Source organism: Meiothermus sp. Pnk-1 (assembly GCF_003226535.1).
Classification (GTDB): Bacteria; Deinococcota; Deinococci; order Deinococcales; family Thermaceae; genus Allomeiothermus.
In genome coordinates this window covers 19750-44179 of record NZ_QKOB01000016.1, presented here as the reverse complement: position 1 = coordinate 44179, position 24430 = coordinate 19750, and the positions used below count along the sequence as shown (strand labels likewise).

The window sequence follows — 24430 nt, the reverse complement described above, 5'->3', positions numbered from 1 at the left end:
TCATCAGCCGCTGGATCTGTTTGCCAAACTCAATCACCAGCAACTCCTGCTCGGCTATATTCTTCCCCTCTCCCAGCCGCTCGTACTCATCCACCAACTGATGCATCCGTTCCCGTATTTCGCTCATTCCAACAGTTTAGGCTGTTTGCCTATTTTCAGGACACACCCGACCGAAGACGAGCGCTGAAGATGCTCGGCGGCCTCGCCCTGGGCCTGGCCGGCGGAGCCCTGGCGCAGCAGGGGAGTGCCCTGAAGGGCCTCGAGGCCACCCTCTACAAGTCGCCCACCTGCGGCTGTTGCGGGGAGTACGTGAAGTTCCTCCAGGCACAGGGCGCCCTGGTGAAGGTGGTGCTGCAGGACGACCTCAGCCCCCTCAAGCGCCGCTACGGGATCCCGCCCGAGGCCCAGAGCTGCCACACCATGCGCCTCGCGGGCTACACGGTGGAGGGGCACGTTCCGCTGGCCGCCCTCCAGAAGCTGCTGCGCGAGCGGCCCAGGATCGACGGGATCGCCCTGCCGGGCATGCCCTCGGGCACGCCGGGGATGCCCGGCCCCAAGACCCAGCCCTACCGGGTGCTGGCCCTCGTCAAAGAGCGGCTCGAGCCCTTCATGACGCTTTAGGGCGCCCCTTCCCACCGGATCAGGCGCAGCGCGAGGAAGAGCGCGACAGGGCTCAGGACCGGGCTGGCGGCAGCGTGAACCAGAAGGTGCTGCCGTGCCCGACCTCGCTCTCGAGGCCCATGTTGCCCCCCATGGCCTCGACCAGGCCCCGTGCAACCGTCAGGCCCACCCCGCTCCCGCCCTCCTGGCGGCTGCGGGCCGGGTCCACGCGGTAGAAGCGCTCGAAGACCCGCGCCTGGTGCTCGGGGGGTATGCCGGGGCCAGTGTCGCGCACGCTGAAGCGCACCCCGCCCCGCGCTGGCTCGGCCTTCAGCCCCACCTCCCCGCCGGGCGGGGTGTGGCGCAGGGCGTTGGAGAGCAGGTTGGATAGCACCTGCTGGAGGCGTTCGGGGTCGGCTCGGACGGCGGGCAGTTGCGCGGGTAGCTCCAGCTCCAGGGCCACCCCCTGCTCGCGGAAGGCCAGGGCGAAGCGCTCGGCGGCCTGCCTGAGGGCCTCGGCGGGATCGAGCGCCTGGGGGCGAATCTCTACCGCGCCGGCTTCGACCCTCGAGACCAGCGACAAATCCTCGACCAAGCGGCGCATGGCCCGCACCTCGTGGCGGATGCGGTCGGCGGCTTGCTCGGGTGGCAGCACCCCGTCGGCCAAGGCTTCGGCATAGCCCTGCAAACCGGCCAGGGGCGTGCGCAGCTCGTGGGCGACGGAGCCGATGAGCTCGATGCGGCTCTGCTCGACCCGCTCCAGCGCCTCGGCCATGCGGTTGAAGTCCTGGGCCAGCGAGGCCAGCTCGTCATGCCCCTGAACCTTCAGGCGGTTGCGGTAATGCCCCTGGGCGATCTCCCGGCTGCCGCGGGCCAGTAGGCGCACGCTGTGGCTGACCCGCCTCGAGACCACCCAGGCCGTGCCCGCCGCCAGCAGCCCGGCCAGCGGCAGCGAGGCCAGCCAGGCGGCGGTGAGGGTCGAGCGCAGGCCGCGCTCGAGGTCGGCGTGCAGGTCGGGGCCTTGCGGTCCCATGGCCGCCGCCATCTGCTCGATGTGCTTTTGGTAGAAGCGCGGGGCCAGCCACTCGGCGAAGCCCAGCAGCGCCACCACCGCCACCAAGGCCGCCAGCAGGTGGGTCAGGAACAGCCGCGTGAACATCATTCCTCCCGGAAGCGGTAGCCCACCCCGCGCACGGTCTCGATGTAGCGGGGCTTTTCGCCGTCCTCCCCCAGCTTTTTGCGCAGCCCGGCGATGTGCACATCCACTACCCGGTCCACCCCGGGAAAGTCGCTCCCCCAAACCCGCTCCAACAGGCGCTCGCGGCTCCACACCAGGCCGGGGTGCTGGGCCAGGGTCAGGAGCAGGTCGAACTCCAGCCGCGACAGCGGTAGGGGAGCCCCGTTCAGCAGGGCTACGCGCTCGGCGGGTCTCAGGACCAGGTCGCCAAACACCAACTCGTCCTTCAGCCCGCTGCGCCGCAGCAACGCCCGCACCCGCGCCACCACCTCGCGCGGGCTGAAGGGCTTGACCACATAGTCGTCGGCCCCTAAGTCGAGCCCTCGGATGCGCTCTTCCTCCTCGCCTTTGGCGGTGAGCATCAAAACGGGCAGCTCGGGGTAGTCGCGCCGGAGTTCGCGGGCCAGCTCCCAGCCCGAGAGCCGGGGCAGCATCAGGTCGAGCACCACCAGGTTGGCCTGGGGGATCTTTCCCAGCGCCTCTAGCCCGTCTACGGCCTCTACCACCTCGTAGCCTTCCTGGCGCAGGTAAGCCCCTAGTACCTCGCGGATCGCCGGGTCGTCGTCCACCAAAAGCACTCGAGCCATACGTACCCCCAGCTTATCCGAGGGAGCTTCAGGATGAGTTCAGCATGAGGGACTCGTTCCCTTCAGGTATCGGCATCAAGCTAGGCCCCGGAGGTGCACATGAACCCCGATCTCCGTATAAAGCTCCTCACCTTTGGGCTGGTGGCTCTCCTGGCCGCCTGCGGTAGCCAGACTGCAGAGCGCCCCGAGACCTCCCAGGATGCACAAACGCTCTCGGAAACGGCCTTGGGCGACCTTAGCCTAACTGGCGCCATGCTGGGCGATGCCAGCGCCGCCAGCCTTAGCCGGCAAAGCGTGGGGGTGGATAGCTTGGAAGCCAACGCCCAAAGCTGGGGCCTGCCCCGCCGGGTGACCCTGATCCTCAAGGCTTTGGGGCACTATATCCCGAATGCCGCCAGCGGCGCTTGCACCATCCGCAAGGATGGCGACCTGACCGACGCCGATGACGACGGGGTGCCGGTGAATGCCACGATCACCTTCAGCTGTAGCGCCACCGGCCCGCAGGGCGCGACCTACGACACCGAGGGCTCCCTCACCCTCAAAGACACCAACGATGCCCAGGCGGAGAGCGGCTACAGCGTGGAGTTCCAGGGCTTCAAGGCCCGCGTGAGCAGCGACGCCAACCACTCGGTAACCCGGACCCTGGAGGGCACTTACACCCTGGGCCGCCAGACCAGCACCTACCAGATTCTCAAAAAATACACCTACACCATCGAACGGAAAAACTTCTCCAACACCACTACCAGCAGCTTGGTCTTTGACGTCAGCAAGACCTACACCCCCGATCCATCCGCCCTGGATGCCGGCCAGCCTTTCTCGGCGGGGACCATCGTGGTGGACAAGGCCAGCCCAGGGAGCGCAGTCTGGAACCATGACAACAACTCCCGCACCTTGCAGTGGTACACCGACCCCAACCTGCACTGGAACCGCGCAGCCTGCCAGGTTCCGGAGCGCATCCTCAACTTCGACTCGGGCGCGAAGGTGTACACCTACACCAACCCGGCCGGCCAGCAGTCCACCTTGCGGATCGCCTTTAGCGGCTGCGGCGATTTCCAGGTGACCTTCAACGGTCAGCCGATGGCTGAGTAGATTCGCTCGATATAGAAAGGGCCGGATATTTCGGCCCTTTCTTTGTTTCCCGGAGCTGCTCGAGCACGGCTACCAGTTCGTTGTCCTCCTGAGCGTAGCGATAGCGGAGTACAGGCCCACTCACGATGACGACAAGCCGCACCGAAAGGGTCGGGCAGTTCTCCCCCCTCGAGCGGGATATCCTAACCCAAGTTGCCACCTATCCTCAGTTCAGAAAAAAATGATGGCCGCTATGCTCATGAGCACTATAGCGGCCTTCTGCATTATAGACGACTTCCTGCCCCTCATGGGCCACAAGGACGACCCCCAGACCAAAGTCCCCTCCAGCGTCATCCTCACCCTGGCCATCCTCGCCGCCCTCCATTTCAAAGGCAACCACAGCGAGGCCCTGGCCTTCGCCCGCGATTTCCACCTCTTCTCCCGCCTCCTCTTCGGAGGCTCCACCCCTTGGCCCCCTATCTCCTCGCCCTCTTGCCTCTCCTGGCCAGGGTCTGGAAGGAGCTCCGCCAGGCCCAGGGCTACGCCCTAGACACCTTCCCTATCCCCACCTGTGAGAACATCCGGGCGCCTCGGTCCAGACTGACCCCAGGCCGGGTCTACCGGGGCTTTGTGCTCAGCCGACGGGTCTACTTCCACGGCTTCAAGCTTCACCTCCTGGTGGACGATGGCCTGTTTGTCCACGAGGTGGCCTTGACCCCGGGCAGTTTCCACGACCTGTCCTCTCTCCAGGTGGAGGCGGGGAAGCCGCTTTACCTGGACCGGGGCTACGAGAGCTACGTATGGGAAGACGTTTTACGGGAGGCCACGGGGGTGGAGGTCATGCCCATTCGCAAGCGGAGATGCTCCTTTCGGCGTAAGCCGTGGAGCAAGCGGTATGTGCCCTGGTTGCAGTACCTGGCCATCGTGGGGCGGCGGGAGGTGGAGACGGTGGGAGGCATGCTTAACAACCTTTTCCCTCGGCGGATTCACGCAGTGACCCAGGAGGGTTTTGTCCTGAAGTTCCTCTCCTTTGTTCTGGCACATAACATCCGCCTAATCACAGAAAAAGTCGTCTAGGTAGCAACTTGGGTTATCCTAGCCCCAAAAGGCATTGGTTTCGTCACCGGGCGGAGAGATGCTGCAAAAGGGAGGCGCTTATGTACTCTAGAGTGCACGTCGAACAACACTTCACCGGCTCCGACACCGTGCGGGACATCGTGATCGGGATGTCGGACGGGCTTACCGTACCCTTTGCCCTGGCCGCGGGGCTCTCGGGAGCGGTGGACTCGAGCTTCGTGGTGCTGATCGCGGGGATTGCCGAGGTGGTGGCGGGCTCGATCGCGATGGGGCTAGGTGGTTACCTGGCAGCCCGCAGCGAGGCCGACCACTACCAGGCCGAACTCGAGCGCGAGTGGCGCGAGGTCAAGGAACTGCCCCAGGCTGAGACCGAAGAGGTGCGCCAGGTGTTCCGAGGTTATGGGCTCGAGGGTGAACCACTGGAGCAGGCCACCCAAGCGGTCATCGCCCGGCCTCAGACCTGGGTGGACTTCATGATGAAAGAGGAGCTGGGGCTGGAAGAACCCGACCCCCGAAGGGCCCTGTGCAGCGCCCTGACCATTGGGGGCTCGTACGTGGCCGGTGGGGCGATCCCGCTACTGCCCTACGCGCTGCGCTTGCCGCTGGCCTCGGCCCTGGTCTGGAGTGTAGTGGTAACGCTGGTGGCCCTCTTGATTTTCGGCACGGTGAAGGCTCGCTTCACCGGGATCTCCCTTTTCCGCGGAGCCTGGCAGACCGCACTCGTGGGCGGGTTGGCCGCGGGGGCGGCTTACGGATTGGCCCGACTGATCAGCGGCCTCGAGCACTAGTTCTCGAGCGCCAGTAATACTGCAAGCTATCAATCAGCGTGGCCGAGACCACCAGGGCGGCCCCCACCAGGCCTTGCACCCCCAGGCGTTCGCCTAGCAGCAAGAAGGCGAACACCGAGGCCCATACCGGCTCGAGCACATAGATGACCGCGGCCTCCGGCGCCGAGACCCGGCCCTGCCCCAAAGTCTGTAGCAGCGTGGTAAGGGCGGTGGCGAAGACTCCCAGATAGAAAATGGCCAGCCAGGGAAAGTCACCCCAGTCCACTCGAGGACGCTCCACGAGCACCCAACCTAGAGCGAACAGCGCGGTGCCATAGACCTGGACGGTGGTGAGGCCAAGGGCCGGGAGGCGTTTGGCATAGCCCTCGAGGCGGATGATGTAGGCAGCGTAGGTGAAAGCGCAGCCTAGCGTCCAGAGATCACCCAGGTTGGGCGGGGAGCCGTCGTAGGAGAGCAGCCCCACCCCCGCCACTGCCAGCACTGCCGCCACCCACACCGCAAGGCCGATCCGCCGCCCGAACAACCCCAGGATGATCGGCACCAGGATCACGTTCAGCGCGGTGATGAAAGCGCTTCGGCTAGCCGAGGTGTACTGGAGCCCCACGGCCTGGGTGGCGTACCCGGCCCATAGCCAAAACCCTAGCTCAAAGGCCGCCAGCCAAAGCACCCTCTGGCTATGCTCGTCGTCGCGGAGGGTGCGAGTAAAGGGCAAAAAGCACAGGCTCGCCACCAGGAACCTTCCCAGGATGATCAGGCTGGGGCTAAGCACATCTACCGCGCCCTTGACGATTACGAAGGTGGTGCCCCATAAAATCGTGACCAGGTTTAGGTAGAACAGACCCCACAGATGACCGCGCACTGCGCTAGTCTAACCTAAAGCTTCCCCACGCCGACTCAGCGCCATCGGCGCAGGTACTCCTGATACCACGCTTCCAGCTTGGGGATCGAGACCCCAGTGAGGGCGATGGGTTCGCCGTTTACCTCGAGCACCACCCCGGCGGTAAGGGTTCCTACCCTCTCCAGGACTTTTTGCCGGGCCTCGGGGTGTTCCTGCACGTCCACGAACTCGAAAGGCAGGTTTTTCTGCTTGAGGAATAGCTTGACGACCTCGCAAGGGCCACAGCCGCTTAGGCCATAGACACGGATCATGGTTCCAGGGTAGCAGCCTAACGGGCCGCCAGTCAGAGGGGATACGGGTGGCGTAGGGGTGGGAGCGAATCCCCAATACACCCCGAAGGGTTTAACATGGAGCGGTGCGCCTGAGCCAACGCTCTCCCGAGGTCAACCTGCACACCTTGCTGGCGCAGTTCTCCCCGCCCCCGCGCTTCCGCGCCGCGACCTTTGAAAGCTATCGGCCCGACCCCCGCTACCCCTCGCAGGAGCTGGTTAAGGAACGATTACGCCGCTGGGTACACGACAAACCCCAGGGATTGTTCAAGCGCAAGCGGCCCAACCCTGCAGGCATCTACTTGGACGGGGGCTTCGGGGTAGGGAAGACCCATCTGCTGGTCTCGGCTTTTTGGGAGGCCCCTGAACCCAAGGGTTACCTCTCCTTCGAGGAACTCACCTACGCGGTGGGGCTGATGGGGCTCTCGCGGGCAGTGGAGCGCTTCTCTCGGCTCGAGTACCTCTTTGTGGACGAGTTCGAGCTCGACGACCCCGGCAACGCCCAGATGGTCACCCACCTCTTGGGCCAGTGCATGGAGAGAGGGTTGCGGGTCGCGACCACCTCCAACACCCCGCCGGGGGCCTTGGGGCAGGGGCGCTTCAACGCCGAGCAGTTCAAGATCCAAATCCAAAGCCTGAGCCGGCGCTTTGCCGTAGAGACCCTGGACGGCGAAGATTACCGTCACCGCGACCCCGCGCGCCCTCCCGCGCCCCTGGACCGCCAACAGCTGGGGGTGCTCTACCAGCAAGAGACCCGGCCTGCTACCTACGACGCCTTCGTGGACCTGCTGGGCCACCTGCGCTCCCTTCATCCCATCCGCTACCGTTACCTGTTCGAGGGGCTGGAGGTGGTCTACCTCGAGGGCCTGGCCCCCATCCCCGACCAGAACGATGCGCTGCGCTTCGTGCACTTCGTGGACAAGCTCTATGACCGAGGGGTGGGCTTGCGGGCTTCCGGGGTAGGGCTCGAGCGAATCTTTCCCGAGACCTACCGCTACGGGGCCTTCGCCAAGAAGTACGGGCGCTGCTTATCGCGCCTGGCGGAACTGCTGGCCGAGGGGGTGGGTTAAAGGGCCCCGCGGTGGACCTCGAGCCGCTCCAAGCGAAGATCTCCCCACAGCCACCCTGCCTTCTTGCTGCCAGCGCCCGGCCTGGTCCTGGCGGCGGTATCCACCCCCGGTATAGATCGCACCAAAGCAGGATAATAAACCCATGAAGATCACCACCATCGTCCTTGATTCGGTGGGCTTGGGTTACCTTCCCGATGCGGCGGCCTTCGGCGACGAGGGGGCCGACACCCTTGACCACACCGTGCTCAAAACCGGCCTCGAGCTGCCCAACTTGGCGGCCTTGGGCCTGGGCAACATACCGGGCGTCCATACCCTGCCCCCCTCCGAAAACCCCGGCGGGGCCTTTGGCCGGATGCGCGAGGTCAACCCCGGAAAAGACACCTCCACGGGGCATTGGGAGTTCGTGGGAATTCACCTAAAAGATGCCTTCCGGGTTTTTCCCCAAGGCTTTCCCCAAGAGTTTCTCCGGCGCTACGCCGAGCGCATCGGGGTGGGGGGGTGGCTTTTGAACCGCCCCTACTCCGGCACCGAGGCCATTCGCGACTACGGCGAGGAACACCTGAAGACCGGATGGCCCATCGTCTACACCTCGGCGGACTCGGTGTTCCAGGTGGCGGCTCACATCGGCAGGATCCCGCTTGAGACCCTCTACGCCTGGTGCCGCGTGGCCCGCGAAATGCTCGTGGGGCCGCTGGCCTGCGCCCGGGTGATCGCCCGGCCCTTCGAGGGGGAGCCGGGGGGCTTCTACCGCCGCGAGGACCTGCGCAAGGACTTTGCGCTCGAGCCTCCCCGCAACGTCCTGGACCTGATCAAAGCGGGCGGATGGGAGGTGGTGGGGATTGGCAAGATCCCCGATATCTACGCCCACCGGGGCTTCACCCGCGAGGTCAAATCCAAGGACAACGCCGATGGGATCGAGCAGACCCTGGAGCAGATGCGCCAGCCCTACCGCGGCCTGGTCTTTACCAACCTGGTGGACTTCGACGCCAAGTTCGGCCACCGCCGCAACCCGGCAGGATACGCCCAGGCCCTGGCCGAGTTCGACGCCCGATTGCCCGAGCTGCTCGCCACTCTTGGCCCCGAGGACTATCTTTTTATCGTCTCCGACCACGGCAACGACCCCACCTACCGCGGCACCGACCACACCCGCGAGTACGGGATGCTCCTGGTGGCCGGGCCGGGGATGGCCGGGCGGGATTTGGGGACGCGGGCCACCTTCTCCGACTTGGCCGCGACTTGGGCTAAGCTCTTAGGGCTCACCTGGGACGGGCCAGGAACGGCGATCTAACCTCGAGCCAGCATCACCTTGAGCGCTTTTTCTCGCTCCAAGGCGGTATTGAAAGCCGCATTTACCTCCTGTAAGGAAAAGCGGTGGGTGATGAGCGGCTTCCCCTGCACCTGGCCCGCGGCGAATAAGCGGATGGCCTCCCGATAGTCCTTGTAGGTGTACATCAGGCTGCCCTTGAGCAGGATCTCCCAGTCTTGGATGAGCCCGGCAGAGATGGTAGCGGGCTTGCCATGCACCCCCACCACGAGGATGCTGCCGCCCTTGTGGATGCCCTGGATGGCGGCCTCGAGCGCCTTTTCGTTCCCCACGCACTCGAAGATCACCTCGTACTTGGCCGTGTCGGGGAGCTTGGCGCTCAACCCCAGGGTCTCGGCCACCCTGCGGCGGGGCTCGAGCGGGTCCACGATTTCCACGCTTGCTGCCCCATAGGCCTTGGCCACTTGGGCTACCAAGAGGCCAATGGTTCCCGCGCCCAGCACCGCGACGCTCTTCCCCTGTACCGAGGTCAGCGCCACCGCGTGTACCGCCACCGCCAGCGGCTCGATCATCGCCCCGAGTTCGGCGTCGAAGCTCTCGGGGAGGCGGTGCAGGTTCTGGGTGGGGCTCACGAAGCGCTCGGCCATCGCGCCGGGGGCCTGAAAGCCCATCACCCGGAGGTTCTCGCAGATGTTGTAGTGCCCGCTGCGGCAGGCTTCGCAGCGCCCGCAGGTGAGGGAGGGCTCGAGGGCTACCAAGGCCCCCGCCCAGGCAGGGTCAACGCCGGGACCCAGCTCCACCACCCGCGCGGCGACCTCGTGGCCGGGGAAGACCGGGTAACGCACGAAGGGGTGTAGCCCCTCGAAGACGTGAATATCCGAGCCGCAGACCCCTACCGCCAGCGGCTCGAGCAGCACTTCCCCCGCCTCTGGCCGGGCTTCGGGCGCTTCTGCCCACGCGATGCGGTGGGGTTCGCTAATCACTGCCCGCATGTCTCCTCCTGGAGTTTCGGCGCGCTACCAGACCGTGTACCCTCCGTCTACCACCAGCTCGCTGCCGGTGAGGTAGCTGCTGGCCGGGGAGGCCAAGAAGAGGGCGCAGGTGGCTACCTCGGAGGGCTCGCCCAGGCGGCCCAGCGGGGTGAGCTCGAGCCAGCTGCTGCGCCACTCGGGGTTCTCGAGCCCTCGCCGGGTCATCTCGGTGCCGATGTAGCCAGGGGAGATGGCGTTCACCCGCACCCCGGCGCCGGCCCACTCCGCCGCCAGCGAGCGGGTGAGGTGGGCGACGGCGGCCTTAGAGGCGTTATAGGCCGCCTGGGGCTGGGGTTTGTTGACGATGATCCCCGACATCGAGGCGATGTTGATGATGCTGCCCCGCCCCTGTCGGACCATCACCCGTCCAAAGGCCCGGCTGCACCAGAACACCCCGTGTACGTTGACGTCGAAAATCCGTAGCCACTCTTCGTCGGGGGTCTCGAGGGCGGGCGTGTTGCGGCAGATCCCGGCGTTGTTGACCAGGGTGTCTACCTGGCCGTACTGCTCTACCAGGCTCCCGGCCAGAGCATCGGCCTGGGCCGACTGGGTGACGTCGAGCGGGCGGAACTCGGCCCGTAGGCCCCGCTCCCTCAATTCGTGGGCGCTCTGTTCGCCCTGTGCGGCCTCGAGGTCGGCGATGACTACGGTGGCCCCTGCTTCGGCAAAGGCGGTGGCGATGGCCAGCCCAATCCCCCGCGCTCCACCGGTGACGACGGCGACTTGGTTATCCAACCTGAATTGCTCCAGTACCATATCCCACCTACTCGGGAACGATCAGCACCTTGAGGGCCCCTTCCATCCCAGGGTGTTCCTTGTACTCCAGGGCCAGGCCCAGCTGTTCGAGGGATAGCTGGTGGCTGATGAGGGGCTTGACTTGCACGCGGCCTGTCTCGAGCCAGGCCAGGGCCTGGGGCACGGTGCCGTTGAGCGAGAAGCTGCCCAGCACGCTCAGGTCGCGCTGGAAGAGGTCATAAGGGCTGATCCGCACCGTGGCTTCCTCGGGGGCTACGCCAAAGATCAGGATCTTCCCACCCACCGCCGCGTACTGCGGCATGGCCTCCACCACGCTGGGCACTCCGGTGGCCTCCGCCACCACGTCGAAGCCGTGGGGTTCCAGATCGCGGAGCTCTTCGCTCAGCTTTGGGCCGCTTTGCACGGTGCGCCAAGCCCCCAAGCTTCTCGCCAGGGCCAGCCGCTCGGGCACCGGGTCTACCACCGTCACCGCGGCCACTCCCGCGGCCAGTAAAGCCTGCATCAACAGCAGCCCGATCGGCCCAGCCCCGAACACCAGCGCGTTGCTGCCCGGCTCGGGACGCAGCCGCAAGAGGCCCCAGACCACACAGCCCAAGGGCTCGGCAAAGGCAGCCTCGGCAGCGCTGAGGTTTTTCACCGCATAGGCATTTCCTGCTGGGGCCACCACGTACTGGGCAAAACCCCCGGCCCGCGTGACCCCCAGGGCCTGGAAGTGCAGGCAGTGCTGGCGTTGCCCGCGGCGGCAGGCCCAGCACTGGCCGCAGGCGATCACCGGGTCGAGGGCCACCAACTGGCCTTCCTCTAGGTCGCGCACCCCTGGCCCCACCTGGTCGATCACCCCGGCGATCTCGTGGCCGGGCACCAGCGGCAGTTGGGCGTGAAAATGTCCATCGAAGAGGTGCAGGTCGGTGCCGCACACCCCGGTGGCCCCCACCCGAATGCGCACCTGGCCTGCTCCGGCTTTGGGCGGGGGGAGGTCTTGAAGCTCGAGCGTTCTTGGACGGGTAATCACTGCTGCTTTCATGGTGTATCTCCCGTGGCCTCACTTGATCGCGCCAAAGGTCAGGCCCCGCACCAGCTGCCGCTGGGCCAGCCAGCCCATGACCATCACCGGAAAAATCGCGATCATGGAGGCCGCCGACATCTTGGCCCAGAAAAGCCCCTCAGCGGTCTTGAACGAGGCCACATATACCGAGAGCGGCGAGGCCTGGGCTGAGGTCAGGTTCAGGCTCCAGAAGGCTTCGTTCCAGGCCAGGATGATGCTCAAGAGGGCCGCGGAGGCGACGGCCGGGCCGGAGACCGGCAGCAGCACGCGCATGAGTTCTTGGGAGGTGCCGGCCCCGTCCACCCGGGCTGCTTCCATGATCTCGTGGGGGATTTCGCGGAAGTAGGCGTAGAGCGTCCAGACCACCACCGGCAGGTTCATCACGGCGTACATCAGGGTCAGGGCCCAGATGTTGTCCAGCCACCGCAGGTCGCGAAAGATCAGGTATACCGGGATGATCACCCCCACCGGGGGCATCATCTTGGTGCTGATCATCCACAAGAGGGTGCCGTTGGTGCGCTTGGTGGGGTAAAACGCCATGGAGTAGGCGGCGGGAATCGCCAGCAGCAAGGCCAAAGCCGTAGAACCCAACGCCGAGATGATCGAGTTGAGGAAGTGCCGGGCGTAGTCGCTGCGGGTGAGGGCTTCCCGGATGCTTTCGAGGGTAGGTGTAAACAGCAGCTTGGGCGGGATGGCGATGGCGTCGCCCTCGCTTTTAAAGCCGGTGAGGAACATCCAGAAGATGGGGAAGAACATCACCCCCGCCGCCAGGTAAGCCAGCAGGGTCAGTTCCCAGCGGACGCGCTTGCCCTCGCTCACGCCATGCCTCCTTTGGCGGTTTGCAGGTTGCGCCCGATCAAGCGCAGTACGAAAACGGCCACGATGTTCGCCAGAATTACCGCAAACACCGCTCCGGCTGCGGCCACCCCGATGCGGTACTCGGCAAAGGCTTTGAGGTAGATCAGGTAGGGCAGGGTGGTGGTGGCCAAGCCCGGCCCGCCCGAGGTCGAGGCGTAGATCTCGGCGAAGATGGTGAGCAAAAAGATGGTCTCGAGCATCACCACCACGCTCAGGGTCTGGGCCAAGTGCGGCACGATGATGTAGCGGAACTCCTGCCAGGGGCTTGCCCCGTCCATTTTTGCCGCCTCGAGCTGTTCTTTAGACAGGGATTGTAAGCCGGTCAGAATCAGCAGCAAAGCAAAGGGAGTCCACTGCCACGAGACCATCGCCACGATGGACTGCATGGGGTAAGTCGCCAGCCAGTCCACCGGCTTTTGTCCAAGGCTTTGGGCGATCCAGGCAAAAAGGCCATACACCGGGTGCATCAGCATGTTTTTCCAGATCAGCGCCGAGACCACCGGCATGACGAAAAACGGCGAGATGACCAAGGTTCGGGCCAGCGCCCTGCCGGGAAAGTCCTGATAAAAAAGGAGCGCCAGGAATAGGCCGAGGACAATCGTCACCACCAGCACCGCCCCTACCAACACCAGGGTGTTCCCAATCGAGGTCCAGAAAATTGTGTCGGTGAGGAGCGAGACAAAGTTCCCAATCCCTACGTAGCCCTGGCGCTCGGGGTTGAGGAGGTCGAAACGGCGAAAAGAGTGATAGATCGTCAGGAGAAAGGGGATTTGGGTCCAGACGATGAGCACCAGCATTGCCGGGCCGAGCAGCCAGAGGGTACTGGGCTGGTTCGGCCTGGATCGCGGTTTGGCGAGAGCGCGGGTCATACGGCGGCTTGGGAGGGCCGGGTGGCCGGAGGGCCACCCGGCCCGGCAGTTCATTTGAGGTAACCCGCTTCCTTCATCAGCTTCTCCACGGCGGCTTGGGCTTGGTTCAGCCCATCATCCAAGCTGGCCTTGCCCGCCACGATCCCTGCGATGAACTGCCCCACTTGGGTACCGATGGCCTGGAACTCGGGAATGCCCACGAACTGTATCCCGGTGTAGGGCACCGGCTTGAGGGTGGGTTTGGTGGGGTCGGCGGTGTTGATGGAATCCAACACTACTTTGGCGAAGGGAGCTGCCTTTTGGTAATTGGGGTTGTTGTAGGTGGAGTAGCGGGTGCCAGGAGGTGCGGAGACCCAGCCTTGGGTGTTGCCCACCAGCTCGATGTATTCCTTGGAGGTCGCCCAGGTGATGAAGGTCTTTGCAGCATCCACCTTCTTGCTGGACTTGGGGATGGCCAGCGCCCAGCTCCACAGCCAGTGCGAGCCATTGGGGGTGACGGCTACCGGGGCCTTGGCGAAACCGATTTTGTCGGCGACCTTGGAGGTCTTGGGGTTGGCCAGGTAGCCCGCCGCTACGGTGGCGTCAATCCACATGGCGCACTTGCCCTCCGACATCAGGGTCAGGTTCTCGGTAAAGCCGTTGCCGGTCACCCCGGGAGGGCCATACTTGGTGACCAGCTCGACGTACTGCCCGATGGCCCGCTTCCACTCTGGGCTGTTGATCTGCGGCTTCCAGTTCTCGTCGAACCAGCGCCCGCCGTAGGTGTTGACCAAGGTGGTGATAAAGGCCATGTTCTCGCCCCAGCCGGGCAGGCCGCGCAGGCAGATGCCGTAAACGCCGCCGCTGGGGTTGTGCAGTTGCTTGGCCCAACTAATGGCCTGGGTCCAGGTGGGTTGGGCCGGTACGGTGAGCTTCTTGGCGGCGAAGAGGTCTTTACGGTAGTACAGCATCGAGCTTTCGGCGTAGAAGGGCAGGGCGTAGAGCTTACCCTGATAGGAAAGCCCGGCCCGCACCGGCTTGAGCACGTCTTCCAAGTCATATGAGGCCGGCAACCCACTCAGCTCCACCAGCCAGCCGTTCTTGCCCCAAATCGGCGTCTCATAGGTGCCGATGGTCAGCACGTCGTAGGAACCGGCGTTGGTAGCGATATCGGTGGTGACCTTCTGGCGCAGCTCGTTCTCCGGCAGCACCACCCAGTTGAGCTTGATGTCGGGGTATTTCTTTTCAAATTCGCCGCTGAGTTTTTGCATCGTCACCATGTCGGGGTTGTTGACGGTGGCGATGGTGATGGTGGTCTGGGCCAGGGCTGCCGAGAGCGATAAACCCGTGCCGATGAACAGAGCTTTCCACAGACGCATACCTTTCCTCCTGGGGTGGAACGCCGCACTGCCCAACCAGCTTGGTTGAGAAGGCAATGGACACGTGACCATTTAGCCGAAAGCTAATGGCGGGGCACGCACGACGTCGCAGGGCGCTTAGGACTTGCTCAATGGTCTCGTGTCCATAAGGATAGCCATATCACCCTTTGGTTGTCAAGCCCTGTTCGGTTAATATGGTCACGTGGCCAATATTCTCGATGTCGCCAAACGGGCGGGGGTTGCCCCTACCACGGCCAAACGGGCTATTCACCAGCCCCACCTCCTCAAACCCGAGACCCTGGAGCGGGTGCGCAAGGCCATCCAGGAGTTGGGGTACGAGCCCGATCAGGTCGCCGGAGGGCTCCGGCGCGGACGTACCCAGACCATCGGGTTGATGGTGGGCAACATCGTGGAGCCTTTTTTTGCCAGCCTGACCCGCAGCATCGCTCGAGCGGTACGGGCGCGGGGCTACGCTTTGATGATCGCCGACAGCGAGTACGACTCTGGCCTCGAGCTGCAAAACCTCAAGCTCTTCCGCGGCCAGCGGGTAAGCGGCCTGATCATCCGCTCGGCCTTCGGCTCGCCCAACCTCGACTACCTCAAGCAGATGCACGAGCGGGGTACCTATATCGTGGAGATAGACCATTTCTATCCCAATAGCCCCTTTAGCTACGTCATGCTGGATGGCCGGCAGTGCGTGTTCGAAGGGGTGCGCTACCTCTACGGGTTGGGCCATCGGCGGATCGCCGCCCTGGGCGATTATCACCCGGTCCTCACCCCTGACGAGCGCTCGCGGGTTTTTCCCGAGGCTATGCAGGCGGTGGGACTTTCCCCCGACCCTCGTTACCGGCGCACCATCGAGCGCAGCGAAGAGGCCGCCTACCAGCTCACCTTGGAGCTGATGCGCCTGCCTGAGCCTCCCACCGCGCTTTTCTCCCTCACCGGCAGCGAAGCTGCGGGGGCCTTTAGGGCCTTGAGGGAGCTGGGCTTGGCGATCCCTCAGGACGTCTCCTTGCTCACCTTCGACAACTACTCCTGGACCAGCCTGGTCACGCCTCCCCTGGACGTCATCGAGCAGCCGGTGGAGGAGATGGGCCGCGCTGCGGTAGAGATCGTTTTGGAGGCCGTGGAGAGTCGCAGCCTGGACAAGGTGGTGCGGCGGCGCTTCCCGGGGAAGCTCATCCGCCGGGGTAGCTGCGGACCGCCCAACCGCTAAGCCGGCTTCCCCCGAAGCATCCCGTGCCGGCCAGAGCCCGTCGGTTACGCTCGAGGAGCGCTATACGTTCCACGTCCTCGCAGGGTCGTTGCAAGTTAAGACCGCGCCGGGGTCACCCGGTAGCTGCTTAGCGAAAAGGCCAGGTAGCTCACCATCCAAGCCAGCAGGGCCGCCACCGCGAAACTGGCCCGCACCGTGCCCACCTCGGCTACCGCACCCAAGAGCACCGGCCCCACCAACCCGCCCAGGGTGCTCATGGTGGAGGCGCTGGCCATGCTGTGGGCGGGGGGCAGCCCCGGGGTACGCGCGGAGGCCGCGAACATCAAGGGAAAGACCGTGGCCATGCCCCAGCCCATACAGGCGATACCTACGAAGATGCCCCACACGGTGTGGGTGAGCACCGCGAAGGCCAGCCCGAACCCGCCCAGCAAGGCCCCCAGGCGCACCAAGCGCACCGCGCCGAAGCGGGCTACCAGGTAATCCCCGCTGAAGCGCCCCAAAAACATCATGCTCTGGTAGAGCGCGAAGCCCAGCGCCGCCACCGATTCGGGTGCCCCCAGGCTGCGCAGGTAGACCCCGCTCCAACTTGCGATGGCGCCATCGCTGATGGCTGCGCAAAAGCCCAGCAGGCCCAAGGCCAGCAGGCCTCCGCGGGGCAGTACAAACGCCCGGCGGCTTCGCGACAGCGAAGCCGCCAGCAGGTAATTTCCGGCATAGGCAGCCACCGTGATCCCCCAGGCGCCGACCAGGGCGAAGTGCAGCGAAGGGCTAAGTCCCAGCCCGGCCAGGCTTGCCCCCAAGAGGGCACCGCTCAGGGCCCCGGCGCTCCACAGGGCGTGGAACGAGGAGAAGATGGGACGTTCGTAACGGGCCTCGAGGGCGGCAGCTTGGGTGTTCATGGCGATGTTGAGAGTACCTTGGAGCAAACCGAACAACACCAGCCCTAAAAACAGGCCGACGGCGTGGCCCGAAAGACCCAGCAGGGCTAGGGTCAGAAGGCTGCCCATAGCCGCGAAACGGGTGACGTGTCGGCTGCCGAAGCGGCTCACCGTACCTCCGCTGGTGAGCCCAGCCAAAAGCGCCCCGGCGGTGTTGCCTAGCAGCACCATCCCCAGCACTGCTGCGCCCAGGGCCAAGCACTCCTGTTCGGCGGGGATGCGTGAGATCCAGCTTCCGGTAGCCAATCCGTGCAGCACGAAATAGGCCGAGATGGCGATCCGCGAGTGAACAAGGCTGCGCTCCGCCGGCATGAGGTGAGTATAGCGCTGCTCCTTGGAGATCCCGTTTCGCGGGAGCCGAGACTCACTTGGGGGCCGCTCTAATAACTGCCGGGCCTCACCCTGTAACCTGTAGAAGGATGCTCTCTTGGCGCGACTTGCTGGATATTTTGGCGGTAGCTACTTTGTTTTATTACGTCTATCGCCTGATCGCTGAAACCCGGGCGATCAACCTGGCGCGGGGGGTATTGGTGTATCTGCTGGTGTGGTTCGCGGCGAGCCAGCTGGGATTGAACAGCCTGGCGTGGATCTTGGGCAATGCCGCCACCTTAGGGGCCTTCGGGTTGATCGTAGTGTTTCAGCCCGAGTTGCGGGGGGCGCTGGAGCGTATTGGGCGCGGGCGATTTCAACGGGTGGCCTTGGGTGAGTCTACTCTGGGCGAGCTGGTGCGGGCCCTCGAGCGTATGAGCGCCCGCCGCCACGGAGCCCTCATCGCGCTCGAGCGACGCACCCCCTTGGGCGATTATGCCAGCAGCGGCGAGATCGTCAACGCCCGGCTCTCGGCTCGTTTTCTGGAGAGCATCTTTGCCCCGACTAGCCCCCTGCACGATGGGGGGGTGATCGTACGGGGGGATCAGGTGGTGGCAGCGGGGTGCATCTTCCCCTTGAGCGACCGGGTGGAAAAGTACATCGGAACCCGTCACCGGGCAGCCCTGGGCCTTTCCGAGCAGACCGATGCCCTGGTGATCGTGGTGAGCGAGGAGCGGGGTACGATCCGGGTAGCCGAGCGGGGGCAGCTCTCGCCACCGCTGCAGCCCAGAGATGTGCGCGAACGCATTCTTGAGGAGATTCGGGCATGATTCGCCGCTTATTGGACCACCTTCCAGAAAAACTGCTGGCCTTGCTGGCGGCGGGGCTGGTGTGGTACCAACTGCGGGCCTCTGAGCCCATCGCCGAGCGCACCTTGACCCGCCCGCTCCAGGTATTGGGGGTACGGCAGGGGCAGAGCGTCTCGGGGTTGCCCCAGACGGTGGAGCTACGGCTGCGGGGGCCGGCCCGGCTGATCGAGGGCAACAACCTAAGCACCGTCAATGCCTATGTAGACCTTTCTGGGGTGGGCGAGGGGGCCTTTGTCCGGAACGTGCAAGTTGGCCTGCCGGCGGGGGTGCGTCTGGTCGCGGTGGAGCCGGGGCGGGTGGAAGGTAGGCTGGAGGCCGTGGTGAGCCGGCGCCTCCCGGTAGAGGTCCACAGCCCCGGACACTGGCTCCACTTTGAACCGGCCAGCGTGCAGGCCATCGGTCCGCGGGGGTTGGTGGACCAGGCGGTGCGGGCCGTGGGGGTAGACATAGGTGGGGCTCAGGTGCGGCTTTTCCCGGTAGATGCCACGGGGGAGCCCTTGGAGAGCCTCGCCCTCAACCCAGATCAAGTACGGGTTGTGCAGCGAGAGGTCATGCAGGCCCAGAAGGCCGTGCCCCTGGTGCTGGCCGAGCCGCCAACAAGCCTGCGGGTGCTCGAGGCCCGTGTCCCCAGCAGCGTGACCCTGGTGGGGCCGGTGGCGGTGCTCGCGAGCATCACCCAGGTGCGCGCTGTCCCCGAATGGCGCCCTGGGAGCTATACCTCGCCCCTGCAACTGCAACTTCCCCAGGGGGTGCAGGCGACGGCCCCGGTACAGGGGAACTTCCGGGTAGCGGCGAGATAAGGGCGACACCCCGCGGCCCAGGATCGGCGGGGAAAAGTCGAGCCCGCCTCGGGCTGCAACCCCTCCTTGCTGCTTTCTGCCACCTTTGCAGTCCGGGGCCTGGCTAGAATATTCACGATGATTTACCCGATCCGACTCTACGGCGACCCGGTGCTACGCAAGCGGGCTAGCTCGGTCAAGGATTTTTCGGAGATTCCCCGGCTGGCCGAAAACATGTTCGAGACGATGTTCGAGGCCAGAGGGGTAGGTTTGGCGGCTCCCCAGGTGGGCCGCTTGGAGCGCCTGTTTGTCTTCGCTGAGTATGTAGATGCCGAAGACGAGGAAGAAGGCGAAGAAGCCGACCTCAAGACCCGGGTCAAGAATCAGTGGGTGATGGTCAACCCCGTCATCACTTACCGTGCAGGTCAGCAGATCTCCACCGAGGGTTGCCTATCGATCCCCGGCCTCTACTCCGAAGAGGTGCCCCGCGACCTGCAGGTCCGGGTAGAGTACCAAGACGAGCGGGGCGAGAAGAAAACCCAGGAGTTCGAGGGATATTTGGCGGTGGTGGTCCAGCACGAACTCGACCATCTCGATGGTACCCTTTTCTTCGAGCGCTTGCCTAAAGCGCTGAAAGCGGCTTTCCTGGAAGAACACCGCCAGGAGTTGGCCGAGATGCAGCGCCGCGCCAAGGCGTTCCTAAAAGAGCTGAAGGCCGAGCGCCTGGCATAATCCACCATGTCTTTGTCTACATCCCGTCGTTTAGCCTTTTTCGGTTCCCCGGCTTGGGCGGTGCCGGTGCTGGAGGCCCTACACGACCACCACCAGGTGGTCTTGGTCGTGGCCCAGCCGGACAAACCGGCGGGGCGGGGCCTCTCGCTCACCCCTCCACCCGTGGCCCAGCGGGCCCGGCAATTGGGACTGCCGGTCGCGCAGCCCCATAGGCTACGGAACAACGCCGAGTTTGCGCAGCAGATAAGGGCCCTAGACCTGGACGTGGCGGTGACTGCGGCCTACGGCAAGATTCTGCCCGCCGAGCTACTCGAGCTTCCCCGCCATGGCTTCCTTAACTTGCACCCCTCTGACCTGCCCAAGTACCGCGGCCCGGCTCCGGTGCAGTGGACGCTGATCAATGGGGACCCGGAGACCGCGGTGTGCATTGTGCAGACCGACCCTGGCATGGACACCGGCCCGGTAGTGGCCCGCTGGCGCACCACGGTGGAGCCGGATGAAGACGCGGTGCGGCTCGCCAACCGCCTGCGCGACCGGGGGATCCAGCTCCTGCTGGAAGCCTTGCGCGATCTCGAGCACCTCACCCCAGAGCCCCAGCCGCTCGAGGGAACCCATGCCCCGATGCTCAAAAAGGAGGATGGCCGGGTGCGCTGGACAGAGGCCGCCCGGGCCATCTATGACCGCCACCGGGGGGTACAGCCTTGGCCGGGCTCGTGGTTCGAGCACGAGGGGAAGCGGGTCAAGGCGATTTCCCTGCGGCCGCGGGAGGGCCGGGCTTCGGGGGTGGCGGGAACCGTGCTCGAGGTTACCCCGAATTCGCTCATCGTGACGGCGGGTGAGGGCGCCGTCGAGTTGCTCGAGGTCCAGCCCGAGGGCAAGCGACCGATGCGAGCCGCCGACTGGGCGCGGGGGTATGGGGTCAAAATGGGAACGCATTTAGCCTGAGCGGTAATAAGGCCTGCCCCCGCCCAACGCTCGGGGGCAGGTTCGATCAGATCACACCGGTTGGCACCAAGTACCAGTACGCTTTGTTGAAGGCCATTTTCTCATAGTGATAGAGCCAACTCGGCGCGGGCGGCTTGGGTGGGTGATCGTAGTCGAAGGCCAGGATGCTGGCCTTACCGTAGCCCGTTTCCAGGAAGCAAGTCACCTTGCCGTTGTAGCTGGCGTGTTGGAGGTCAACGGCCCGCCCTTGGATCTCGGCGGCGATATGTTCGGCGATCACCGGGGCCTCAAAGTGGGCAGTGGAGCCCGCCTTAGAGATGGGTAGGTTGGTGGTGTCACCTAGGGCGTAAATGTTAGGGTAATCTTTGACCTGGAGCGTGGTGCGGTCGGTATAGACCCAGCCCTGCGCGTCGGCGATGGGCGAGCCCTCGAGGAACTGGGCTCCCCGGTGGGGTGGGATCATCACCAGCAAGTCGTAGGGGAGCGAACTGCCTTCCAGGCTGATGGCGAGCTTTTTTTCGGGGTCCACCGACTCGAGGTTGAAGAAGGTCTCGATCTTGACCCCGCGCTCCTTGAGTAGCGGCTCGGCAACTTCAGCCACGCTCTCGATGGAGAAAACGCGGTTGATAGGGTAGGTGTAGGTGATCTCAGTTTTATCGCGCAGTCCGCGCCGGGTCAGGTACTCGTCGAGGAGGAACGTGAACTCGAGGGGGGCTACCGGGCACTTGTGCGGCAGCCCGCCTACTCCCACCACGATCCTGCCCCCCTGCCACTCTTCCAGTACTGCGTGGAGCTTCCAGGCGGCTTCCTCGGTGTAGAAATGGTGGGCGCCCTCAGCCAGCCCTGGCACGTCCTCGGGGGTTACCCGCGATCCGGTGGCGACTACCAGATAGTCGTAGTACAGGGTGTTGCCCTCCTCGAGCACCACCGCTTGGGCCGGCAGATCGAGGCGATCCACCTTGCCGATCTCAAGCTGGACGCGCTTATTCAGCAGTGACTTGAGGCTCCTAGAGAGGGCCCGCGGGTCTTGCCAGCCGAAGGGTACGTACAGCCAACCGGGTTGGTACAGGTGGCGGCTCGAGGCGCTTACCAGCGTGATTTGGGCCTCGTTTTTGAGCTTCTTCGCCAGCAGGTTGGCGATGAGCGTGCCGCCCGTGCCACCTCCCAACACCAAGATTCGTTTCATGCTACCTCTCTTTGCAGCGGTCCCGTGCGTGTCGATGTACCCCTACTTGGCCTAGGCTAGCGGGCTTTGCGGACGATGAAGCGCTTGACTTCTCCCCCGGCGTCTTCCATCCCCAAAAACTTGTGGCCCGCCTTAGTGACCCAGGCTGGGATGTCTTTGACCGAGCCGGGGTCGCCGGAGAGCACCGCGATCACCTCACCTACATTTGCGGCCTTGACCGCGCGGATAAGCTCCATCAAGGGGCCGGGGCAGAAGCTGCCGCGGGCGTCGATTTCTTTGCTGATCTGGACGGGGTTACTCATAGATTCCTCCTGGATTTCTCCTCACGAACTAGATGAAGAGGGTTTGCGCACCTTCGGTTTCCTTCATGAAGTAGGCCACGCCCACCACGTCTTCGACGATGGGCTCGAGGTCGTCTTTCTTGAGGTCGAACAGGTCCATGGTCGCGCTACAGGCGTAGAAGTGGACGTTACCGATTTCCTTGGCGTCTTGGAAGTTTTTCATCCAGTGGGGGATTTTCTTGGCCTGCATGGTTTGGGAAAGTATCTCTTCCATGCCCTTGAACTCGTTGGGCAGTACCATCGGAGCCTGCTCGTAGCCCTTTTTGAAGGCCATGAGCCCTCCAAAGGTGAGGAACACTGTCACGTTCTTGCCCATTGCTGCTGCACCCGCAGTGAGGATGGAGGCTGCCATCAGCTTGTCGGTAGTGCCGCTCTCGACGATCATTGCCAGTTTTTCGGACATGATCTTGCTCCTTTCGTTACCCTTTTTGTACTTCTATACCCCCGGTACGTATGTCCTAGATTGCCTGGGCTAAGACTAGTTGGGCTCGAGAACAGCCGGGGCGACGACCTAAAAAATAGGAGAGTATAGGGGGTGATCGAGAACGCGGACTAGGGTAGAAAGCCAAGGCTTCAAGGGGTAGGACAAACGCACCTTCAATGTAGGGAAGTATTAGCCCTAACCTAAAACCCACAGGGGTTGAGGGGGTGGGGTATGACCGATAAACCAATTCTGATCGCCTATGCGACCCGCACCGGCACCACCCGGGAGATCGCCGAAGCCCTGGGCGCGGGGATGGCTCGTCGGGGAGCTCAGGTCGAGGTCAAACGCATGGAGGACGTGGATGACCTTGGCCGGTATGTGGCAGCGATTCTAGGGAGCGCGGTGCGTGAGGAGATGTGGCTGCCCGAGGCCATAGAATTCGTGCGGCGCCACCAGGAGGAGTTGCGAAAGATCCCAGTGTTTTACTACCTGGTGTCCATGACCCTGGCCAACGACACCCCCCAGCGTGCCCAAGAAGGGTTGGGATATCTGCGCCCGGTGCGGGCTCTGGTCGAGCCGGTAGATATCGGCTTGTTCGCCGGGGCCTTGGACAAGGGCAAGCTCTCCCCGGTGATTCGGCTGATGCTGACCAAGAAGGGTTTCCCCGAGGGTGACTGGCGCGACTGGGACGCGGTGCGGGCCTGGGGCGAGCGGGTATGGCAACTGCTGCGGCAAGAAGAGATGAGCGGGTTCTGAACGCAGGGCTCGAGCCCTGGCCAAAGAGGGCATAATAGCTTATGAAACGCATCGCGGTACTCACCAGCGGGGGCGATGCCCCCGGCATGAACGCGGCCATCCGGGCGGTGGTGCGAGGCGGGCTGGATCAGGGCTGGGAAGTCTTCGGGGTACGCCAGGGGTACGCCGGTTTGATCGCAGGCGAGATGAACTCGCTCTCGGCCCGCGACGTGGGCGGCATCATCCAGCAGGGTGGGACCATGCTAGGCAGCGCCCGCAGCCTGGAATTCAAGACCGAGGAAGGGCGCAAGGTGGCCTTGGCTAACCTCGAGGCCAAAGGGATCGAGGCGCTGGTGGTGATCGGTGGGAACGGCTCCCAAACCGGGGCTTACGCCCTCTCGCAGCTGGGCTTCCCGGTGGTGGGGGTGGCTTCCACCATCGACAACGACCTCTACGGATCAGAGATCACCATCGGGGTGGACACCGCCCTCAACATCGCCCTGGAAGCCATTGACCGCTTGAAAACTACAGCCTCGAGCCACCGCCGGGCCTTCTTGGTGGAGGTGATGGGGCGCGACTGCGGTTATCTGGCCCTGATGTCGGGGCTCGCCGGGGGGGCCGAGGTGGTGGTGGTTCCCGAGGTGGATACCCCCCCTGAGGAGGTCGCCGCGCGGCTCCGCGGGGCTTACGAGCGGGGCAAGGCCCACGCCATCGCGGTGGTTGCGGAGGGGGCCCGCTACGGGGCCGAGGAACTGATGGCTTACTTCCGCGAACACCAGGCCCGGCTGGGCTTCGACCTGCGCAGTACCATCCTGGGCCACGTCCAGCGGGGCGGGATCCCGGGGGCGTTCGACCGGCTGTTGGCCACCCGGCTGGGCTTCGGAGCGGTCACCCGGTTGGCGAAGGGACAGCATGGCATCTTAATGGGTTTGCTCAAAGGAGAGATCAGCAGCACCCCCTTAGGCGAGGTGGTGGCGAGCAAGAAGCCTTTGGATGCTAGCTTGCTCGAGATGGCCTGGGTATTGGCCCAGTAGCTTTAGGTGGGGAGCCGATCCCTGGGTCAACCCGGCAGGCCAGCCCTACCAGCATCTCGGCGATGCATCGGCGCAAAGATTTGGCCTCGAGCTGACGTGTCGCTTCCGCTTCAGACCGGTAAGCTTCGAGTTTACGGGCGGCTTCTT

Annotated in this window: 28 protein-coding genes; 14 read left to right on the top strand and 14 right to left on the bottom strand. The window is 64.4% G+C overall.

The window, feature by feature from the left end; all coding sequences use genetic code 11:
• Positions 1-189: 189 nt before the first annotated feature.
• A complete protein-coding gene (locus DNA98_RS15275; protein WP_110532267.1) occupies positions 190-621 on the top strand; it encodes a DUF411 domain-containing protein in 432 nt (143 codons plus the stop codon).
• Between the two features lie 52 nt (positions 622-673).
• On the opposite strand, the gene DNA98_RS15270 is transcribed toward DNA98_RS15275, so the two are convergent.
• Both DNA98_RS15270 and DNA98_RS15265 read right to left on the bottom strand, forming a co-directional pair.
• Positions 674-1759, bottom strand: a complete 1086-nt coding sequence (locus tag DNA98_RS15270) for a cell wall metabolism sensor histidine kinase WalK (protein ID WP_110532270.1) — start codon at positions 1757-1759, stop codon at positions 674-676.
• Entirely contained in the window at positions 1759-2424 is a 666-nt protein-coding gene (locus DNA98_RS15265; protein WP_110532265.1) for a response regulator transcription factor, read from the bottom strand. The genes DNA98_RS15270 and DNA98_RS15265 overlap by 1 nt, the downstream gene beginning before the upstream one ends.
• 99 nt (positions 2425-2523) lie before the next feature.
• Between DNA98_RS15265 and DNA98_RS15260 the strand changes: the two genes are divergently transcribed.
• The 4 genes from DNA98_RS15260 to DNA98_RS15250 all read left to right on the top strand — a co-directional run bounded on the left by DNA98_RS15260 (position 2524) and on the right by DNA98_RS15250 (position 5357).
• On the top strand, positions 2524-3513 hold the full coding sequence (locus DNA98_RS15260; RefSeq protein WP_110532263.1) for a hypothetical protein: 990 nt from the start codon (positions 2524-2526) through the stop codon (positions 3511-3513).
• A gap of 232 nt (positions 3514-3745) precedes the next feature.
• On the top strand, positions 3746-4042 hold the full coding sequence (locus DNA98_RS18185) for a hypothetical protein (protein ID WP_233493244.1): 297 nt from the start codon (positions 3746-3748) through the stop codon (positions 4040-4042).
• Positions 3961-4569, top strand: coding sequence for a transposase (locus tag DNA98_RS15255; protein WP_233493243.1), 609 nt, complete (start codon positions 3961-3963; stop codon positions 4567-4569). Before DNA98_RS18185 ends, DNA98_RS15255 begins: the two co-directional genes overlap by 82 nt.
• Before the next feature lie 80 nt (positions 4570-4649).
• Entirely contained in the window at positions 4650-5357 is a 708-nt protein-coding gene (locus DNA98_RS15250; RefSeq protein ID WP_110532261.1) for a VIT1/CCC1 transporter family protein, read from the top strand.
• Here the strand turns inward: DNA98_RS15250 and DNA98_RS15245 are convergent.
• Both DNA98_RS15245 and DNA98_RS15240 read right to left on the bottom strand, forming a co-directional pair.
• On the bottom strand, positions 5338-6216 hold the full coding sequence (locus DNA98_RS15245; protein WP_110532259.1) for a DMT family transporter: 879 nt from the start codon (positions 6214-6216) through the stop codon (positions 5338-5340). The two genes, DNA98_RS15250 and DNA98_RS15245, sit on opposite strands and share 20 nt — an antisense overlap.
• A 35-nt stretch (positions 6217-6251) precedes the next feature.
• Entirely contained in the window at positions 6252-6506 is a 255-nt protein-coding gene (locus DNA98_RS15240) for a glutaredoxin domain-containing protein (protein WP_110532257.1), read from the bottom strand.
• Positions 6507-6610: 104 nt separating this feature from the next.
• Here DNA98_RS15240 and zapE point away from each other — a divergent pair, with 104 nt between their 5' ends.
• Positions 6611-7594: an AFG1/ZapE family ATPase gene (gene zapE, locus DNA98_RS15235; RefSeq protein ID WP_110532255.1), complete on the top strand. Its 984-nt coding sequence runs from the start codon at positions 6611-6613 to the stop codon at positions 7592-7594.
• Positions 7595-7736: 142 nt separating this feature from the next.
• Positions 7737-8882: a phosphopentomutase gene (locus DNA98_RS15230; protein WP_110532253.1), complete on the top strand. Its 1146-nt coding sequence runs from the start codon at positions 7737-7739 to the stop codon at positions 8880-8882.
• On the opposite strand, the gene DNA98_RS15225 is transcribed toward DNA98_RS15230, so the two are convergent.
• From DNA98_RS15225 to DNA98_RS15200, 6 genes are read right to left on the bottom strand one after another with little or no spacing between them, the layout of a single operon-like run.
• Positions 8879-9850, bottom strand: coding sequence for a zinc-binding dehydrogenase (locus tag DNA98_RS15225; RefSeq protein ID WP_110532250.1), 972 nt, complete (start codon positions 9848-9850; stop codon positions 8879-8881). The two genes, DNA98_RS15230 and DNA98_RS15225, sit on opposite strands and share 4 nt — an antisense overlap.
• Positions 9851-9874: 24 nt before the next feature.
• Positions 9875-10645 (bottom strand): SDR family NAD(P)-dependent oxidoreductase, encoded by a 771-nt coding sequence (locus DNA98_RS15220; RefSeq protein WP_110532248.1) that lies wholly within the window; start codon positions 10643-10645, stop codon positions 9875-9877.
• Positions 10646-10652: 7 nt separating this feature from the next.
• Complete coding sequence (locus DNA98_RS15215; RefSeq protein ID WP_110532245.1) at positions 10653-11669, bottom strand: zinc-dependent alcohol dehydrogenase family protein; 1017 nt, start codon at positions 11667-11669, stop codon at positions 10653-10655.
• Between the two features lie 18 nt (positions 11670-11687).
• On the bottom strand, positions 11688-12509 hold the full coding sequence (locus DNA98_RS15210) for a carbohydrate ABC transporter permease (RefSeq protein ID WP_110532243.1): 822 nt from the start codon (positions 12507-12509) through the stop codon (positions 11688-11690).
• Positions 12506-13417, bottom strand: coding sequence for a carbohydrate ABC transporter permease (locus DNA98_RS15205; protein ID WP_110532241.1), 912 nt, complete (start codon positions 13415-13417; stop codon positions 12506-12508). The genes DNA98_RS15210 and DNA98_RS15205 overlap by 4 nt, the downstream gene beginning before the upstream one ends.
• Before the next feature lie 50 nt (positions 13418-13467).
• Entirely contained in the window at positions 13468-14775 is a 1308-nt protein-coding gene (locus DNA98_RS15200) for a sugar ABC transporter substrate-binding protein (RefSeq protein WP_110532238.1), read from the bottom strand.
• Between the two features lie 202 nt (positions 14776-14977).
• On the opposite strand from DNA98_RS15200, the gene DNA98_RS15195 reads away from it, so the two are divergent.
• The gene (locus DNA98_RS15195) at positions 14978-15991 is read left to right on the top strand and encodes a LacI family DNA-binding transcriptional regulator (RefSeq protein ID WP_110532236.1); all 1014 of its coding nucleotides are present in this window, start codon (positions 14978-14980) and stop codon (positions 15989-15991) included.
• Positions 15992-16086: 95 nt separating this feature from the next.
• Here DNA98_RS15195 and DNA98_RS15190 read toward each other — a convergent pair whose 3' ends face one another.
• Positions 16087-17241, bottom strand: coding sequence for an MFS transporter (locus DNA98_RS15190; protein ID WP_110532234.1), 1155 nt, complete (start codon positions 17239-17241; stop codon positions 16087-16089).
• A gap of 107 nt (positions 17242-17348) precedes the next feature.
• Between DNA98_RS15190 and cdaA the strand changes: the two genes are divergently transcribed.
• The 4 genes from cdaA to fmt all read left to right on the top strand — a co-directional run bounded on the left by cdaA (position 17349) and on the right by fmt (position 20563).
• The gene (gene cdaA, locus DNA98_RS15185) at positions 17349-18068 is read left to right on the top strand and encodes a diadenylate cyclase CdaA (RefSeq protein ID WP_110532231.1); all 720 of its coding nucleotides are present in this window, start codon (positions 17349-17351) and stop codon (positions 18066-18068) included.
• Complete coding sequence (locus DNA98_RS15180; RefSeq protein ID WP_110532229.1) at positions 18065-18907, top strand: YbbR-like domain-containing protein; 843 nt, start codon at positions 18065-18067, stop codon at positions 18905-18907. Before cdaA ends, DNA98_RS15180 begins: the two co-directional genes overlap by 4 nt.
• Before the next feature lie 117 nt (positions 18908-19024).
• The gene (def, locus tag DNA98_RS15175; protein WP_110532227.1) at positions 19025-19618 is read left to right on the top strand and encodes a peptide deformylase; all 594 of its coding nucleotides are present in this window, start codon (positions 19025-19027) and stop codon (positions 19616-19618) included.
• 6 nt (positions 19619-19624) lie between these two features.
• Positions 19625-20563: a methionyl-tRNA formyltransferase gene (gene fmt, locus DNA98_RS15170; RefSeq protein ID WP_110532225.1), complete on the top strand. Its 939-nt coding sequence runs from the start codon at positions 19625-19627 to the stop codon at positions 20561-20563.
• Positions 20564-20609: 46 nt separating this feature from the next.
• On the opposite strand, the gene DNA98_RS15165 is transcribed toward fmt, so the two are convergent.
• From DNA98_RS15165 to DNA98_RS15155, 3 genes are read right to left on the bottom strand one after another with little or no spacing between them, the layout of a single operon-like run.
• Positions 20610-21749 carry an NAD(P)/FAD-dependent oxidoreductase gene (locus DNA98_RS15165; RefSeq protein WP_110532222.1) on the bottom strand — a complete coding sequence of 380 codons (1140 nt, stop codon included), beginning with the start codon at positions 21747-21749 and terminating at the stop codon, positions 20610-20612.
• Between the two features lie 56 nt (positions 21750-21805).
• Entirely contained in the window at positions 21806-22051 is a 246-nt protein-coding gene (locus DNA98_RS15160; protein ID WP_110532220.1) for a sulfurtransferase TusA family protein, read from the bottom strand.
• A 28-nt stretch (positions 22052-22079) separates the two neighbouring features.
• On the bottom strand, positions 22080-22493 hold the full coding sequence (locus tag DNA98_RS15155; RefSeq protein ID WP_013156719.1) for a DsrE/DsrF/DrsH-like family protein: 414 nt from the start codon (positions 22491-22493) through the stop codon (positions 22080-22082).
• A 252-nt stretch (positions 22494-22745) separates the two neighbouring features.
• On the opposite strand from DNA98_RS15155, the gene DNA98_RS15150 reads away from it, so the two are divergent.
• The gene (locus tag DNA98_RS15150) at positions 22746-23270 is read left to right on the top strand and encodes a flavodoxin domain-containing protein (protein WP_110532218.1); all 525 of its coding nucleotides are present in this window, start codon (positions 22746-22748) and stop codon (positions 23268-23270) included.
• A gap of 41 nt (positions 23271-23311) precedes the next feature.
• Positions 23312-24283: a 6-phosphofructokinase gene (pfkA, locus tag DNA98_RS15145; protein WP_013156721.1), complete on the top strand. Its 972-nt coding sequence runs from the start codon at positions 23312-23314 to the stop codon at positions 24281-24283.
• The last annotated feature ends 147 nt before the right edge of the window (positions 24284-24430 follow it).